The sequence below is a fragment of the Nakamurella deserti genome (assembly GCF_003260015.1).
Classification (GTDB): Bacteria; Actinomycetota; Actinomycetes; order Mycobacteriales; family Nakamurellaceae; genus Nakamurella; species Nakamurella deserti.
The window spans coordinates 1,624,784-1,639,156 of sequence record NZ_QCXS01000002.1 but is presented as its reverse complement, the minus strand read 5'-3'; the positions used below and the strand labels follow the sequence as shown (position 1 = coordinate 1,639,156).

Below are 14,373 nucleotides of genomic sequence, written 5' to 3'. Positions count from 1 at the left end.
ACGGCCGGTACGGTGGCAACCGTCGATCGTCGTCCGTCCTGAGGAATTCATGCGCATCCGGTCCCTGTTCGTCGCTGTCCCGTTGGTCCTGCTCGCCGCGTGCGGCGGCACCGCCGAACCCGTCGCGGCGGTCAACACCAGCCCGACAGCCGACGTCGCCGGCCCGGCCACTCCGGCCGCCACCGCCGTCGGCACCGCGACCGCGGCCGAGATGCCCACCGCCACGGGCGCTTTCGGCGAGAAGCCGACGTTCACCTTCCCGAGCGAGACGCCGCCGCCCGGGCTGCAGCGCCAGGTGCTCGTCGAGGGCACCGGGCCCGAGGTGCAGACCGGTGACCAGCTGGTCGCGAACTACCTCGGTGAGGTGTGGGGCGGCACCACGCCGTTCGACAACTCCTACGACCGCGGCAAGCCCAGCGTCTTCCCGATCGGCGTCGGCCAGGTCGTCAAGGGCTGGGACGTCGGCCTCGTCGGCATGAAGGTCGGTTCCCGCGTGCTGCTGACCCTGTCGCCGTCGGACGGGTACGGCACCACCGGCCGCGCCCCCGACATCACCGGCACCGACACCCTGGTGTTCGTCATCGACATCGTCAACTCCCTGGGCAAGACCGTCTTCGGCCAGGCCGACGCCGCGCCGCAGCCGCAGGACCCCGCCGGCCCCCAGGTCGGCGGCGACCTCGGTGCCGCCCCGACGCTGACCATCCCGGCTGGTCTGGCCGAGCCGACCGAGGTTAAGACCACGGTCATCGCCCAGGGCACCGGCGCCCCGGTCGTCGCGGGCGACGTGTACGCCCAGTACGGCGTGTGGGACTGGCAGGGTGCGCAGCAGGCGGCCAGCTGGGAGAACGAGGGACCGCAGTCGATCCCGGTCGCCGCGGAGACCCCGCAGCTCGCCGGGCTGATCGGCATCCCGGTCGGCAGCCGCGTCATGCTGCAGATCCCGGCGGACGCCGCGTCCGGTTCGCCCGCGTCGGTGATCGTGCTCGATCTGCTGTTCCAGTAGGTACCAGGATGCGCCGGTAGGCGCACGTCTCGGAGGGCCCGGTCGGGCGGTGGGAACACCGCCCGACCGGGCCCTCCGTCGTCGGCGGGTCCGCCGGCTTCCGGTCGTCGGTGCGGGCTGGTGCACCGCCCGGCGGGCGCTTCGTCGTCGGTGGGTCCGCCGGCTTCCGGTCGTCGGTGCGGGTCGGTGCACCGCCCGGCGGGCGCTTCGTCGTCGGCGGGTCCGGCGGCTTCCGGTCGGCGGTGCGGGCTGGTGCACCGCCCGGCGGGCGCTTCGTCGTCGGTGGGTCCGGCGGCTTCCGGTCGTCGGTGCGGGGCAGGTCCACCGGTCGGTGGAACATCCTCCGACGGCCTTGCGTTGATACCCCCAGGGGGTATATCTGTGGATGGTCGCCGGCGGGCGGCCCGACGGAGGAGGAACGGTGCACTCACAGACCCACACCGACCACACCGACCAGGCCGGGGGATCGCCCCGGACGCGGCTCGACGGGGATTCGGCGGCGTACGCCGGGATCGCCGGGCAGGAGTCCGCCGGTCACACCGATCACGCCGGCCACGGGAACCTCACCGACGGCGTCGGCCACCGAGCGCACGCAGACCGTGCCGGCCGCGGAGACCGCGGGCACCACGCCGGCCACGGGAACCACACCGACCACGCGGCGCAGTTCCGGGACCGCTTCTGGTGGAGCCTGGCGCTCGCGGTGCCGGTGGTGGGGTTCAGCCACATGGTGGCCGACCTGCTCGGGTACCACCTCCCGCCCGGCACCGGATGGGTCGCGCCGGTCCTGGGTACCGCGGTGTACCTGTACGGGGGGCGGCCGTTCCTCGCCGGAGCGGTGGACGAGATCCGGGTACGCAGGCCCGGCATGATGCTGCTGGTCGCGACGGCCCTCACCGTGGCCTTCGGTGCGAGCCTGGCCACCACCCTGGGTGTGGGGGGCGTGGAGCTCGACTTCTGGTGGGAGCTCGCCCTTCTCGTGGTGATCATGCTGTTGGGCCACTGGCTGGAGATGCGCGCGCTGGGGCAGGCCTCGGGGGCGCTGGACGCCCTCGCCGCGCTGCTCCCGGACCAGGCGGAACGCCTCCGCCCGGACGGGACGGTCGAGGTGGTCGGGCTGGCGGCGCTGGCTCCCGGCGACCTGGTGCTGGTGCGCCCCGGCGGTCGGGTGCCCGCGGACGGCGTCGTCGTCGACGGTGCCGCGGACGTCGACGAGTCGATGATCACCGGGGAGTCCCGGCCCGTGCACCGAGCCGTCGGCGGGCGTGTGGTGGCCGGCACGGTCGCCACCGACGCGTCGTTACGCCTCGTCGTCGACGCGGTGGGTGAGCGGACCGCGCTGGCCGGCATCCGCCGCCTCGTCGAGCAGGCGCAGTCGTCGCGGTCGCGGGCGCAGGCCCTGGCCGACCGGGCCGCGGGTGCCCTGTTCTGGTTCGCGGCGGTGGCCGGCCTGCTGACCTTCGTCGTGTGGCTGATGCTGGGAGATCCGCAGGAGGCGGTGGAGCGGACGGTCACCGTGCTCGTCATCGCCTGCCCACACGCGCTGGGGCTGGCGATCCCGCTGGTGGTGGCGATCTCGACCACGGTGTCGGCCCGCGCCGGCATCCTGGTCAAGGACCGGCTGGCACTGGAACGGATGCGGACTGTGGACACGGTCCTGTTCGACAAGACCGGCACGCTCACCCGCGGGACACCGGCCGTCACCGGCGCCGTCGCGACCGACGGCGACACCGACGCGCTGCTGCGGGAGGCCGCCGCGGCGGAGGCCGACAGCGAACACCCGCTGGCCCGGGCGGTGGTCGCCGCGGCCCCGGCGCCGCTCCCGGCGGCGTCGGACTTCCGGGCGACGACCGCCCGGGGGGTGTCGGCCGACGTCGGCGGCCGCCGGATCTCCGTGGGAGGACCGGGCATGCTGCGCGACCTGGGCGTGACGCTGCCGGACACCCTCGCCACCGCGGCGAACCGGTGGGCGGCCGACGGCAGCACCGTCCTGACGGTGCTGCGCGACGGTGTTCCCGCCGGGGTGCTGGCCCTGGCCGACGAGGTGCGTCCCGAGTCGGTGGCGGCGGTCCGTGAACTGCGCGCGCGGGGGGTCCGCACGGTGCTGATCAGCGGGGACGCCCAGCCGGTGGCCGACGCGGTGGGCCGGTCCGTCGGCGTGGACGAGGTCGTCGCCGAGGTGCTGCCGGCCGACAAGGACGGGGCGGTGGCGGCGCTGCAGGCCCGGGGGCGTCGGGTGGCGATGGTCGGTGACGGGGTGAACGACGCGCCGGCGCTCGCCCGCGCCGACGTCGGTATCGCGATCGGCGCCGGGACGGACGTCGCCGTCGAGTCGGCCGGGGTGGTGCTGGCGTCCGACGATCCGCGGTCGGTGCTCGGGGTGATCGCGCTGTCCCGCGCGAGCTACCGCACCATGCGACAGAACCTGGCCTGGGCGACCGGCTACAACGTGGTCATGGTGCCGCTGGCCGCGGGCGTCCTCGCACCCGCGGGAGTGGTGCTGCCACCCGCGGTCGGCGCCGTCCTGATGAGCGTCTCGACGGTCGTGGTGGCGGCCAACGCCCAGCTGTTGCGGCGGCTGTCGCTGCGGCCGCGGGACTGAGCCCCCGGACCCGGACGGCTCAGTGCAGTGCGGGCACGATCAGGTAGATGCCGAACAGCACCGCCAGGCCGGCGACGCCGATGCAGAGCCGGCCGGCGGCGCGGAGCCCGGCCGCGGGTCGTCCGAGCTTCTCGTGCTCGACGGCGACGTCCAGCGCGCGGATGCCGCAGGCGGCGACCCCGACCACGAGCACGGTGGCCACCAGCGACACGACGCTGACCAGACCCAGGGCCGACCAGTCGATCTTCACGACGGACCCCCGTGCTCGGTGAGGGAGGGCTGGCGCTGGCGTTGCCGCTCCTTGAGCGCCCGCTTGCGCTCCTTCTTCGTCCGGTACTCGCCGAGCACCTCGACCTCGGGCATCTCGTTGACGTTGTGCCGGTCGACCGCGGTCTTGCGGGAGATGACCCAGATGACGGCCGATCCGGCGACGAGCAGGGTGAGGACGATCGCCACCCCCACCGGCCCGGTGATGGCGATCCAGGCGGCGAGGCCGCCGACCACCGCGGCGGCCGGCAGCGTGAGCAGCCAGGCCAGGCCCATCCGGCCCGCGGTGCCCCAACGGACGGTGCCGCCCGCGCGGCCCACGCCCGAGCCCAACACGGACCCGGAGCAGACGTGGGTGGTGGAGAGCCCGAAGCCCAGGTGCGAGGAGGCGAGGATGGTGGCGGTGGACGAGGCGTTGGCCGCGAAGCCCTGGGCGGGCTCGATGTCGGCGAGACCCTTGCCCAGGGTCCGCATGATGCGCCAGCCGCCCGAGTAGGTGCCCAGGCCGATGGCCAGGCCGGCGGTCAGGATGACCCACCACTGGGGGTCGGTGCCCGCGTCCTGGTAGTTGGCGGTGATGAGCACGAGCGTGATGACGCCCATCGTCTTCTGACCGTCGGAGGTGCCGTGGGCCAACGCGACGAGGGAGCCGGTGACGGCCTGGCCGCTCTTGAAGCCGCGTCGGGTGCGCTTGTTCTGGTTGCCGGTGATCCGGTACGCGAGTGCGGTGGCCAGGCCCGCGGCGACGCCGGCGACGAGCGGCGCCACGATCGCCGGCAGCAGGATCTTGGAGATCACCACGGAGAAGTTCACGCCGGCGGTGCCCGCTCCCACCAGCACGGCGCCGATCAGGCCACCGAACAGGGCATGTGAGGAACTGGACGGCAGGCCGTACAACCACGTGAGCAGATTCCACAGGATGGCGCCGACGAGTCCCCCGAACACCATCGCCGGGGTCACGAACGACTCGTTGACCAGTCCGCCCGAGATCGTCTTGGCGACCTCGGTGGACAGGAACGCCCCGACGACGTTGAGCACCGCCGCGAGCAGGACCGCCGTCCTGGGCTTCAGCGCGCCGGTCGCCACCGACGTGGCCATCGCGTTCGCGCTGTCGTGGAAGCCGTTGGTGAAATCGAACATCAACGCCGTCACGACCACGACGATCACGACGAAGAGCGTGGTGCTCACCCGGGCACCGGCGTCCCGGACGAACCGTTCATCGCGGGTTCACCGAAATGTCGCCGGGATTTCGGCTGACCGTTGACCATGGCGGTCACTATGCCGGGCGCGCGGCCCGTGTCCAAGTGGAGAACGCGACGACATCCGGTCGGATCGAATCCCCGTGCGCACGAACGGCATCCGTGCGGCAGTCGTGTACACGGTCGATTCCGACCCGCGAGCGGGAACGCGACCGGGGAACCGCCGCACCGACCGGCCCGTGGAGCTTCGCCGGGCTACCGTGACCAGGTGGAACCATCACCGACGCAGCGACCGGCGCCGAACCCCCCGACCCGGCCGGAGAGCGGGCCGGGACGTGATGTTCACGACGGCGGTGCCGGGGCCGAGGACGGCGCCGGCGGCCACCCTCGCCCGTGGTGGCGCTGGGTGTCACTCGCCGTCCGGCTCGGTCTGGCCGTCGTGTTCGGCTGGTCCGGGATCGCCAAGGCCGGTGACCCCCTCGGCACCGAGGTCGCCGTCCGCGCCTACTCGCTGCTGCCCGGAGCGCTCGTCGGGCCGGTCGCCGCGGTGCTGCCCTGGTTCGAGATCGGGCTGGCATTGCTGCTGGTCGTGGGGCTCGCCACCCGGGTGACCGCGGTGGTCTCGGCGGTGCTGATGGCTGCGTTCATCGCCGGGGTCGCCTCGGCGGCGGCGCGGGGGCTGGCCATCGACTGCGGATGCTTCGGAGGCGGTGGTGCGGTCGCGCCCGGGGAGACCCGCTACACCGAGGAGATCGTCCGTGACGCCGTCTTCCTGGTGATGGCCGGCTACCTCGCGTGGCGTCCGTCGTCACCCCTGTCGGTCGACGCCGCGATCGGGAACGCGCAGGTCCGGCAGGCATAGTGGACCCAGGGGATCAGGCCCCGCACGCACGGACACGGGACGAGAGCGGAGATCGGTAGTGGCGCAGCAGGGCAAGAAGAAGCGACCGTCCGGATCGGGCCCGACCGGTAAGGCGGCGCGACCCGGCGGTGCCTCCGGTGCCTCAGCGAACCGGGTGCCGTCGGCCGCCCAGCGGACACCGGTCGGCAACGGTCCCCAGGGCAGCACCCGCAGCCGTCAGGCCGCCGCGGGCCGCACCTCGGGCACCAACCGCAGCCAGCTCATCATCTGGGGAGCGGCCATCGCCGTGATGGCGGTGGTGATCGTGGTCGGCATCGTGATCAACATGAACAGCAACAAGACCGAGAACGACGGTTACGGCACCGCCGCGAAGAGCACCGTCACCATGGACGCCGCCGGCACCATCACCGTCAGCGCGGGCAACCCCGCCGCCTCCTTCGACGTCTACGAGGACCCGCTCTGCCCCTACTGCGCGCAGTTCGAGCGCCAGTACGGCCAGCAGATCGCCCAGGCCGTGGACGAGGGCAAGGTCGCGGTCAACTACCACCTGCTCAACTTCCTGGACCGGGCGTCCGGGTCCGGGAACTACTCGACGCGGGCCACCGCGGCACTGATGTGCGCCGCGACCAACCTGGGTTCCACCCCTGGCGCCTGGGCCTCGCTGCACACCACGCTGTACGAGGAGGACGTGCAGCCCGAGGAGAACTCCGTCGAGGACATGACCGACGCGCAGCTCGCGCAGCACGTCACCGACGCCGGGACCGGCGCGGGTCTGGCCGCCGACGCGGCGCCGATCACCGCCGCCACCTCCTGCATCGACAGCGGTCAGATGCTGCCGACCGTCACGTCCGCCTTCAACGCCAGCAGTGCCACCCTGACCCAGCTCGTCGGTGGGGTCCGGTCGCCGGTCATCGCCCACGACGGGGCCGTGGTGAACGTCGACGACACCAACTGGCTGTCGACCATCACCGGCTGACACCCGCGGCGCCGGGGTGGTCATCGGGCACCCCGGGCGCCGGCGGTGTCTGCCGACGACCCCCGGGCGGCCCGCCGGCCGCCGATTAGGTTTCGCGGGCGGGGTCTTGATAAAGTTGTCAGGCAGCATGGGGCTGTGGCGCAGCTGGTAGCGCACCACACTGGCAGTGTGGGGGTCAGGGGTTCGAGTCCCCTCAGCTCCACTCGGGCGGCTCTCCGGAGCACCGGGAACAGTACGACGAAGGCCGTGGATCCCATCGGGATCCACGGCCTTCGTCGTTGCCGGGCCGGTGTCCTCGCCGGCAGAACCGGTGGTGATCAGCGCCACGTCACGACGCGACGCCGCCGGGGCCGACCGATCGCCGGTGCCGCGGCGCGCCCGTCAACCTCCGGCCACCGGTGCCGCCGGTCCGGGTGACGCGGCCGACCGGCACCCGCCGCCGTCCGTGCGGTGGCGGTGACGGTCGGTGGCGCACGGCACGGATCAGGTGGACTCCCTACCGGCCCGACGGCTCGGGCCCCCACGGCGGCACCAAGTCGAGCTCCGCGTCCGCGGCGAACTCCAACTCCAGACTCAGCCCCGGCGGCAGCGGGTCGACCGCCAGCGCGGCGGCTCGCACCGCCGCCACCTCCCCGGCGGTCAGCGGCGCCGACACCACCCCCGGGTCGAGCGCGGAGCCGACGCGGACGAGGATCCGGCCGGTCTCCTGGTCCGCTTCGGCGACGACGACCCTGGCCGGGTCGAAAGCGGCGTGCACCGCCGCGAGATAGGTGGTCGTCGCCCCCGCCAGGTCGCCCTCGCTGAACCCCGCGCCGCCGGCCAGTCGCACCTGGGGGACGCCGGCGGCGATCGCGGCGGCGCCGGCCGGGATCTCGCCCTTGAACCTCACGGTGCCCGTGCCGGCGTCCACATCCACGCGCGCCGTGCCGAACTCGTCCGGGAAGGCCGCCCGCAGGGCGTCGGCGACCCGGGCGACGTCGTTCGGCCACTCCGGACCGTCCGGCCCCATGGCCGGTGTCCCCGGGGTGAGGGGCCCCGCCGTGGCTGCCGGGCCCGGGCCCGTGGCCGTGACGGGTACCACGGAGTCCGCTTCCGCCGCTCGGTCACTCGAGACCGACGAGGCGGCAACGGGTCCCGCAACGTGGGCTGGGGCCGGCCCGGCGCACCCCTGGACGGCCGCGACCGTGCCGAGGGTGATCGTGCCGAGGGTGACCGCGGCCCGGAGTCGCCGCCACCGCGTGCCGGTGCCTCGTCGCCCCGCCGTCATCGCTGTGCCACGACGAAGGTGTGCTGCAGATGGGTCAGCAAATGCCCGACGTCCAGCGACGCCGTGCGGTAACCGACGTAACCGTCCGGTCTGACGAGGTAGGCGCCGAGTCGGCCCGGCTGCGCGAAACCGTAGGCGGCGGCGAGGGTTCCGCTCGCGTCCCGGAAGGTGATCCCGGAGACGTCGTCGATCTCGACGCCTCGTGCCACGACCACCCGGGACCGGACGTCGCCGGCGGTGGCCCTCGCGATCTCCGTCGCGGCGTCGAGCGCGGCACGGTGACCGTCGGCGTCGGGGACCCACAGCAGGAGCGTGTGCCCGGGATGGCGCATCAGTTCGTGCCACCGGAAAGCCGCGCCCACCGGGTCCTGCCGCAGTCCGCCCGCATCCGGCGCGCGGAGCCCGGGTGCCGGACCACCGGTGAACCATCCGGCGTCGACATCCGCGGCGGACAGGGCACTCTCGGGGTAACCCAGCAGCAACTGCGCCTCGCGCATCACGATCTGCTCGAACGACAGCGTCTCGCCGGTCCCGATGCCGGTCCGCGCGGCCCGCACCGTCCGCCCGACGACCTCCTCGCCGATGGGGTGCCGCTCGTCGTGGTAGCTGTCCAGCAGACCCGCGGCCGCCCGGCCCCGGACCGCCGCCGCCAGCTTCCACCCGAGGTTGCAGGCGTCCTGGATGCCGGTGTTCATCCCCTGCGCGCCGGTCGGCGGGTGGATGTGGGCGGCATCGCCGGCGACGAAGACCCGGCCGACGGAGTACCGGTCGACGATGCGGTGACTGATGCGGAACACCGACGACCAGCGCATCGCCGACGCGGTGGTGGGGCGGGGCGACAGCCGGTCCAGCACCGCCTGGATGTGGTGCAGCTCCGGCGCCCGGCCGCCCTCGAGACCGTGGGCGAGCCCGCCGTCGGCCGGCGCCGTCCGCAGTTCGTCGGGCACCAGCATCGACATCCGGTACCGCTTGTGTCCCGGGAGCGGGATGCCCACGAGGATGTCGTCCACCGATCCGTCCGTCCGGCGCAAGGACCGGACGCCGTACCCGGTGGGCAGGTCCCAGTCCACCTCGACGTCGGCGAGCATGTACTCCTCGGCGAACGCCGCTCCGTCGAACGACAGTCCCAGGCTCTTGCGCACCCGGCTGTGGGCACCGTCGCACCCGACGAGATACGCCGCCCGCAGGGAGGTCTCGCCGGCCGGACTGCGGACGGTGGCCGTGACCCCGGAGTCGTCCTGGGCGACGTCGACGAGTTCCCAGCCCCGGCGGACGTCGGTGCCCGACTCGCGGAGCCGGGCGCCGAGGATCCGTTCGGTCTCGTACTGGGGCAGCGCGATGAACCGGTAGGGCACGTCGTCGGGCAACGTCAGGTCGATGCGGCCCGACGGTTCGCCGTCCTGGAAAGCCAGCTGGCCGTGCATGGTCATCCCGGCGTCCAGCGCGTCACGGGCCACGCCGACCCCGTCCCACAGTTCCAGGGTCCGCGGTTGCACCCCGACGGCCTTGGCCCACGGGGCCACGGTCAGGCGCGGCTCGAGGACGATGACGTCGATCCCGCGGCGGCGGAGTTCCACGGCGGTCATCAGACCCACCGGTCCGGCGCCCGCGATCAGCACGGACGTGTCCAGCGCACCAGTCGTCGTCATTCGAGGCCGTTTCGTCGCAGTCGGAGTTGGAGTGCACGGTAGGTGGGCGACGGGAGTCGCATCAAGGGGGACCAGTCCCTTGACAACCGCTGCCGACCGATTGCCGACCAGTGCCGACCAGTGCCCGCCTCGTCTTCGAACACGTGTATGAGAGCGGCTACGATGCAGGTATGAGTGCGGCTTTCCAGGCGTCCCTGTTCGACGCGGGATGCGACGAGGTGACCGTCGGCCCGCTCGGCGCCGAGGTCCGGCGCACCGAACTGACCGACGGGGCCTGGTTGGACGTCCGGCCCGGTTGGTTGTCCGGTGCCGACGTGCTCTTCGAGCGGTTGCGGGACGTGGTGCCGTGGCACGCCGAGCACCGGGTGATGTACGACCGGACCGTGGCCGTTCCACGGCTGCTGTGCTTCTACGACGAGGGGCGGCCCCTGCCGGATCCGTCGCTCGAGGAGGCGCGGGCGCGGCTGGACGCGCACTACCGGGCCGAGCTGGGGGAGCGGTTCGCGACGGCAGGACTGTGCTTCTACCGCGACGGACGCGACAGTGTGGCCTGGCACGGGGACCGGATCGGACGCAGCAGCACCGAGGACACGATGGTGGCGATCCTGTCGCTGGGGGCGCCGAGGGCCCTGCTGCTCCGGCCGCACAGCGGTGGCCCGTCCCGGCGGTATCTCCTGGGGCACGGCGACCTCGTGGTGATGGGCGGCAGTTGTCAGCGCACCTGGGACCACGCGGTGCCCAAGACGGCGAAGCCGACCGGTCCCCGGATCAGCGTGCAGTTCCGGCCCCGCGGGGTCCGCTGATCACTTCGGCGGCAGCGTCGACGCGTAACCGGTGCCGGTGCGCACCCAGCGCTCCAGCTCGGATTCGGTCACGAGGTTCCCGGCTGGGACGAGCACCCAGCCGGCGAGCTCGCGACCCTGCATGACCATCCGTGCCGCGCTGCCGTCGGCGATCAGACCGTCGGCCTCGGCCGGGCCCACCCGGACCATCAACCCGCCGTGACCCGCGGCCGCCACCCCCATGTTGCCGTTGACCATGAAGCCGAGCCCGCCGAACATCGCCTTCTCCGTCAGGTCGGGCTGGTCGTCCAGCACGGCACGGATGCGGTCGGCGAGGTCACGGTCGTAGGCCATGGCCCTGAGTATGCGACCCCGCCGTCGCGCCGGCAGTTCCCGGCGCGACGTCGGGGCGTCCGACGCGGCTCAGGCCTTCTTGGGGGCCGGCACGACCGTCGAGGACGGGATCGCCTTCAGCTTCTTGTCGGCTTTGGGCTTGCGGACTTCGCGTCCGCCCTTGTTCTTGCTGGCCATGAGGACCTCCGGAGCGTGGTGGGAATGCGTGGACGCGAGGGAGTTCCCGGCTCCGGTGCGATGACCGCAGCCTACGGCCGTGGCGACCGGCCGATCGACCGACCCGGACGGACCCAACGGGCTTCGGACGCGGCGACGGCCCCGGCCGGAGCCGGGGGCCGTCGACATCCGACCGCTCAGCGGCCGCCGGTGATCTTCCGCTCGCGCTGCTGCACGCCCAGCAAGCCGTACGGGTAGTCCCCGACGACCGTCCGGCTCGCGTCGTCCAGCGCCGACATCTCCTCGGCGTCCAGGTGCAGATCGGCCGCACCCAGGTTGTCGTCGAGCTGCTCGAGGGTGCGGGCCCCGAGGATGGTCGACGTGACGCCCGGCTGATCGGTGACCCAGGCCAGCGCCACCTGCGCCATCGACGCGCCACGGCCCTCGGCGATCTTCTGCACCGCCTCGATGACGTTCCACGTCCGGTCGACGTTGCGACGGTCGTAGGCCTCGACGCCGCGGTCGGGGTCCTCACCGAGCCGGGTGGCACCGGTCGGCCGCTGGTCGCGCCGGTACTTGCCGGACAGCCAGCCGCCGCCGAGCGGCGACCACGGCAGCAGGCCGAGACCGGCGTCCAGCGACGCGGGCACGACCTCCCACTCGATCTCGCGGACCAGCAGGTTGTACTGCGGCTGCAGGGTGACCGGCGCGGCCAGCCCGAGAGCCTGGGCGCGGTGCACGGCCTTCGTCAGCTGCCAGCCGGTGAAGTTGGAGAACCCGTAGTAGTGGATCAGGCCGGCGCGGACGAAGCCGTCCATCGTGCGCAGCGTCTCGTCGATGGGGGTGAGCGCGTCCCAGGCGTGCGCCTGGTAGAGGTCGACCGATTCGACGCCGAGCCGCTTCAGCGAGGCGTGCAGCGCCTTGGTGAGGTGCCGGTTCGACAGCCCGACGCCGTTCGGGGTGTCGTCCATGGGGAAACGGCCCTTGGTGGCCAGGACGACACGGTCGGTGACGTCGGCCGGGCGGTCCTTGAGCCAGCGTCCGATGATCTCCTCGGAGATGCCGGTGGAGTAGACATCGGCGGTGTCGACGAGGGTGCCGCCCGCTTCGATGAAGCGGTCCAGCTGGGCGAACGAGACCTTCTCGTCGGACTCGTCGCCGAAGGTCATGGTGCCCAGGGCGAGATTGGAGACGGCGCAGCCGCTGTTACCGAGGTTTCTGTATTCCATACCGTCCGTAGTGCCCCCATCGCGGGTGGCGGTCCCGTCGGGCGTCGGCGCTGCGCTGTCAGCTGAACCCGGGACGCGTCAGCGGCGGCCGGCCTCGATGAGCCGGCGCAGCGACGTCCCCGAACGTCGCACACCGGTCCGCGCCGCCCGCAGGGCGGTCACCACCTCGCTGTGCAGCGGCTGCTCACGGGCCGGCACCAGCTTGGCGACCTCCCGGCCGTGCCGGGTGATGCTGATCGTCTCGCCGGCCTCGACGGCCTCGAGAAGCCGGGAGAGAGTGGTGTTCGCCTCGTAGGCACCGACGGTTCGCATGCCGCTCACGCTAGCGACCCGACCTCGTGACTCCGGTCATCCCGTCGCCGTGTCGCCGACCGGCCATGGCACCCCGGCGCGGTGGCCACCGCCGGAGCGTGGACCCTGCGGCCTCCGGTCGCACCGACGACGTCACGTTGCCGGAGGTGGGCTGTGGGGTACATGCTGGTCGACGGCCGCCGGCGATGACGCACCGTGCCCGTCCGCCCGTCCCCGCCACTCTCCGTGACGAGAATGCGGTCGAACCATGGTGAGCGACCCGTCGCCACCGCGCCGCGACCGACCTCGGCCACGTGACGTGACCTACCGACGGTGACCGGGTGACGGTCCGTGGCGAAAGCGTGCACCCGGCGCATTGTCCTGCGACGCGCGGGTCGGCGAACGGATGATGGGACGCGGGTGCCCGGCGGACGCGCGTAACGTCCTCTCGCCGAAGAGCGACGTTCCGACCGGTAACTTGAAGCATCACGTGGGCAGCGCGGCCCGGCGGGACCCAGGTCCCGTGTCCCGAACAGAAGAGACTCCGCCGGTGCAGCACCGGCGGACCGAGCACCGACCGTCAGCACGTGGGGGAAGTCATGACCGCTCCAGAAGTGGCGGGGCGCGCCACCGGACTCGGCGCGCTCGACGTTTTCGTCCTCCGGCACACCGAGGCCGGCCAGTGGGTCAACCTGGGCGGGGTGGGTCGCGGCGAGGTGTGGATCGGCCCCTTCGGTGTCGAGGACTCCGATCCGGTCGGGTTCGCCGCCATTCCCGACGGACCGGGCGAACAGCGCTGGTTCCGTCACCGTGAATCGACCCGGATCCTGGGACCGTACTGGGCGTGGGGAGCGGTCCTGGTGCGTCTCGACGCCGACACGCTCGTCGTCGTCGGGAACCGCCGGGGTCAGCTCGCCGGCCACGCCGACGACGCCCAGCTGCGGCAGCTCGCCGACCTGGCCCGCTGGACGTTCGACGTCCCCGGGGCGGGGACGCCCGTGCGGCACAACGACGTCCATCCGGCCGTGCAGGCCATCACGACCAGCCGCCGTCCCGACGTCTGGAGCATCCTGTCGCTGGCTGCCGACGTGGCCGCCGGCGCGCTCCGCTGCGAGGTGGCGGTCGTCCAGGACGGCACCGGCCGCTACGGCGCCACCAGCACCTGGGGATCGGTCGACGTCTGCGACCACGACGCCCTCGCCGGTGCGCTCGGCGCCCTGCGCGCGATGGGCGAGGGGCCGCTCTGCATCCAGGACACCCGGTCGGTGCCGTTGCCCGACCACTTCTCCTGGGAGCAGGGCACCCGGTCGCTGCTGGTGGTGCCGTTACCCGGTCCCGTGGGCGGTCAGCTGGTCGTGGCGCACACGATCCGGTCGCCCCGCGGCTTCACCGACGAGTGCCGGCAGATCGCCGACCAGCTGAGCCAGGCCGTCGGACTCACGGCCTACGCCGCGATGCTCCGGGAGGCCGGCCAGGAAGTGGCCGACTCGCACGGACTGGCCGCCTGACCCACCCCCGGCCGTCCCCGGCGGTGCGCCGGGTGCCGGCCGCCGGGTCAGGAGTTGGTGAGTCCGCCGGCGAAGACCGTGCGCAGGAACTCCAGCACGTTGTTCCACTGGTCGCGGATGAATTCGCCGGCCTGCGTCGGGGTCACCCCCAGCAGCGCGGTCAGCAGCAGCAGCACGACGGCCAGCCACACGACGGTGCGGATACCGGTCTTCACCATGTCCAAACGACCT

The 14,373-nt window shown here is 72.9% G+C and carries 14 protein-coding genes and 1 tRNA gene; 7 read left to right on the top strand and 8 right to left on the bottom strand.

Going from position 1 to position 14,373, the window contains the following annotated elements; genetic code table 11:
• Window positions 1-49: 49 nt before the first annotated feature.
• Together DB033_RS07460 and DB033_RS07455 are read left to right on the top strand one after the other, a co-directional pair.
• Entirely contained in the window at window positions 50-1,003 is a 954-nt protein-coding gene (locus DB033_RS07460) for an FKBP-type peptidyl-prolyl cis-trans isomerase (protein ID WP_157970563.1), read from the top strand.
• A 421-nt stretch (window positions 1,004-1,424) separates the two neighbouring features.
• Entirely contained in the window at window positions 1,425-3,602 is a 2,178-nt protein-coding gene (locus tag DB033_RS07455; protein ID WP_240615781.1) for a copper-translocating P-type ATPase, read from the top strand.
• 19 nt (window positions 3,603-3,621) lie between these two features.
• Here the strand turns inward: DB033_RS07455 and DB033_RS07450 are convergent, their stop codons facing one another.
• Together DB033_RS07450 and DB033_RS07445 are read right to left on the bottom strand one after the other, a co-directional pair.
• On the bottom strand, window positions 3,622-3,852 hold the full coding sequence (locus tag DB033_RS07450) for a hypothetical protein (RefSeq protein ID WP_111766125.1): 231 nt from the start codon (window positions 3,850-3,852) through the stop codon (window positions 3,622-3,624).
• On the bottom strand, window positions 3,849-5,057 hold the full coding sequence (locus DB033_RS07445) for an inorganic phosphate transporter (protein ID WP_111766124.1): 1,209 nt from the start codon (window positions 5,055-5,057) through the stop codon (window positions 3,849-3,851). The genes DB033_RS07450 and DB033_RS07445 overlap by 4 nt, the downstream gene beginning before the upstream one ends.
• A 417-nt stretch (window positions 5,058-5,474) precedes the next feature.
• Between DB033_RS07445 and DB033_RS21405 the strand changes: the two genes are divergently transcribed.
• The 3 genes from DB033_RS21405 to DB033_RS07430 all read left to right on the top strand — a co-directional run bounded on the left by DB033_RS21405 (window position 5,475) and on the right by DB033_RS07430 (window position 7,108).
• Complete coding sequence (locus DB033_RS21405; RefSeq protein ID WP_240615780.1) at window positions 5,475-5,930, top strand: MauE/DoxX family redox-associated membrane protein; 456 nt, start codon at window positions 5,475-5,477, stop codon at window positions 5,928-5,930.
• Between the two features lie 58 nt (window positions 5,931-5,988).
• Entirely contained in the window at window positions 5,989-6,906 is a 918-nt protein-coding gene (locus DB033_RS07435) for a DsbA family protein (protein ID WP_205843705.1), read from the top strand.
• A 129-nt stretch (window positions 6,907-7,035) separates the two neighbouring features.
• A tRNA-Ala gene (locus DB033_RS07430) sits at window positions 7,036-7,108 on the top strand.
• A gap of 294 nt (window positions 7,109-7,402) precedes the next feature.
• Here DB033_RS07430 and DB033_RS07425 read toward each other — a convergent pair.
• Both DB033_RS07425 and DB033_RS07420 read right to left on the bottom strand, forming a co-directional pair.
• The gene (locus DB033_RS07425; protein WP_111766122.1) at window positions 7,403-7,915 is read right to left on the bottom strand and encodes a hypothetical protein; all 513 of its coding nucleotides are present in this window, start codon (window positions 7,913-7,915) and stop codon (window positions 7,403-7,405) included.
• A gap of 254 nt (window positions 7,916-8,169) precedes the next feature.
• Window positions 8,170-9,822 carry an FAD-dependent monooxygenase gene (locus tag DB033_RS07420; protein ID WP_111766121.1) on the bottom strand — a complete coding sequence of 551 codons (1,653 nt, stop codon included), beginning with the start codon at window positions 9,820-9,822 and terminating at the stop codon, window positions 8,170-8,172.
• A gap of 170 nt (window positions 9,823-9,992) precedes the next feature.
• Between DB033_RS07420 and DB033_RS07415 the strand changes: the two genes are divergently transcribed.
• Window positions 9,993-10,625 carry an alpha-ketoglutarate-dependent dioxygenase AlkB gene (locus tag DB033_RS07415; RefSeq protein WP_111766120.1) on the top strand — a complete coding sequence of 211 codons (633 nt, stop codon included), beginning with the start codon at window positions 9,993-9,995 and terminating at the stop codon, window positions 10,623-10,625.
• Here the strand turns inward: DB033_RS07415 and DB033_RS07410 are convergent, their stop codons facing one another.
• The 3 genes from DB033_RS07410 to DB033_RS07400 all read right to left on the bottom strand — a co-directional run bounded on the left by DB033_RS07410 (window position 10,626) and on the right by DB033_RS07400 (window position 12,655).
• The gene (locus DB033_RS07410; protein WP_111766119.1) at window positions 10,626-10,958 is read right to left on the bottom strand and encodes a TfoX/Sxy family protein; all 333 of its coding nucleotides are present in this window, start codon (window positions 10,956-10,958) and stop codon (window positions 10,626-10,628) included.
• Window positions 10,959-11,311: 353 nt separating this feature from the next.
• Window positions 11,312-12,343, bottom strand: coding sequence for an aldo/keto reductase (locus DB033_RS07405; RefSeq protein ID WP_111766118.1), 1,032 nt, complete (start codon window positions 12,341-12,343; stop codon window positions 11,312-11,314).
• A gap of 78 nt (window positions 12,344-12,421) precedes the next feature.
• The gene (locus DB033_RS07400) at window positions 12,422-12,655 is read right to left on the bottom strand and encodes a type II toxin-antitoxin system Phd/YefM family antitoxin (RefSeq protein ID WP_111766117.1); all 234 of its coding nucleotides are present in this window, start codon (window positions 12,653-12,655) and stop codon (window positions 12,422-12,424) included.
• 578 nt (window positions 12,656-13,233) lie between these two features.
• Here DB033_RS07400 and DB033_RS07395 point away from each other — a divergent pair.
• Window positions 13,234-14,142: a GAF domain-containing protein gene (locus tag DB033_RS07395; protein ID WP_157970562.1), complete on the top strand. Its 909-nt coding sequence runs from the start codon at window positions 13,234-13,236 to the stop codon at window positions 14,140-14,142.
• Window positions 14,143-14,189: 47 nt separating this feature from the next.
• Here DB033_RS07395 and DB033_RS20605 read toward each other — a convergent pair whose 3' ends face one another.
• Window positions 14,190-14,360: a hypothetical protein gene (locus DB033_RS20605; RefSeq protein WP_157970561.1), complete on the bottom strand. Its 171-nt coding sequence runs from the start codon at window positions 14,358-14,360 to the stop codon at window positions 14,190-14,192.
• Window positions 14,361-14,373 lie beyond the last annotated feature (13 nt).

Excerpts from the sequence above, each read along its gene's own strand:
- DB033_RS07405 (WP_111766118.1), bottom strand. The coding sequence starts at position 12,343 with ATGGAATACAGAAACCTCGGTAACAGCGGCTGCGCCGTCTCCAATCTC.
- DB033_RS07400 (WP_111766117.1), bottom strand. The coding sequence starts at position 12,655 with ATGCGAACCGTCGGTGCCTACGAGGCGAACACCACTCTCTCCCGGCTT.
- DB033_RS07395 (WP_157970562.1), top strand. The coding sequence starts at position 13,234 with ATGACCGCTCCAGAAGTGGCGGGGCGCGCCACCGGACTCGGCGCGCTC.
- DB033_RS07415 (WP_111766120.1), top strand. The coding sequence starts at position 9,993 with ATGAGTGCGGCTTTCCAGGCGTCCCTGTTCGACGCGGGATGCGACGAG.
- DB033_RS07460 (WP_157970563.1), top strand. The coding sequence starts at position 50 with ATGCGCATCCGGTCCCTGTTCGTCGCTGTCCCGTTGGTCCTGCTCGCC.
- DB033_RS07410 (WP_111766119.1), bottom strand. The coding sequence starts at position 10,958 with ATGGCCTACGACCGTGACCTCGCCGACCGCATCCGTGCCGTGCTGGAC.
- DB033_RS07420 (WP_111766121.1), bottom strand. The coding sequence starts at position 9,822 with ATGACGACGACTGGTGCGCTGGACACGTCCGTGCTGATCGCGGGCGCC.
- DB033_RS20605 (WP_157970561.1), bottom strand. The coding sequence starts at position 14,360 with ATGGTGAAGACCGGTATCCGCACCGTCGTGTGGCTGGCCGTCGTGCTG.
- DB033_RS07425 (WP_111766122.1), bottom strand. The coding sequence starts at position 7,915 with ATGGGGCCGGACGGTCCGGAGTGGCCGAACGACGTCGCCCGGGTCGCC.